General features: G+C 49.6%; 1 protein-coding gene. It reads left to right on the plus strand.

Features of this window, described 5'->3' with window-relative positions:
• Window positions 1–26: 26 nt before the first annotated feature.
• Window positions 27–750, plus strand: a 724-nt coding sequence (locus N1032_RS25130) for a hypothetical protein (protein ID WP_407933087.1), incomplete at its 3' end; no start/stop codon positions are given.

Genomic DNA, 750 nt, shown 5'->3' on the forward strand with positions numbered 1-750 from the left:
CTTGGGTAAAAGATTAAGGAGTTAATATGGCTGGTATGCCTTGGGATGTTGAGCCGGAAACGGCCCCCAATCAAAATCAAATGTCTTCAGAAACAACAGGCGGGATGCCTTGGGATTCAGATCATCCTGCTGCACAACCAGATGCTAAACCTGCTCCTGAAGGATCAATGTGGGAATCTATCAAATCAACACTAGGGGCTCGTGCTGATGCTATTGCTGCTGGTTTGCTTGCTGATGAAGGGTCGGATCGTTCCAGATACGCTATGAAATTAGCAGAACGATCTAATACGGAAGCGAGAGAACAAGAATCAAGACTATCTACACTACAGCGAGTTGGTGTGGGGGCTGTTGATATTGGGGCTGGTTTAGCGTCTGCTGCTATCCCTGCTGTTGGCCCTGCTGTTGCTGCTGGTTATTTCACTGGTGTTGGTGCTGCTGATCAATTAAGAATGCAAGCAGAAGATACTGGTAGATATGATTTAGCTAAAGCTGTAGGTGTCGGGGCATTACAATCTGCTGCTGCTGAGGCCACCGGTGGGTTGGCTCGTGGTGTTATCGGAACTGGCAGGGCTGCTAACCGTATTGCTTCTTCTGCTGCGGGGGGTGCTGGTGGTGGGGCTTCCATGCAGATGATTTCCAATATCGCTAATGGTAAGGATGTTACAGAAGGTGTTGGAGAAGCATCAATTTGGGGTGCTGCTGGAGGTTTAGGTGCCCATGGTGCCATTGCCACAGCACGTTCACTTGGGC

The sequence above is a fragment of the Herbiconiux daphne genome, from assembly GCF_024979295.1.
Taxonomy (GTDB): Bacteria; Actinomycetota; Actinomycetes; order Actinomycetales; family Microbacteriaceae; genus Herbiconiux; species Herbiconiux daphnes.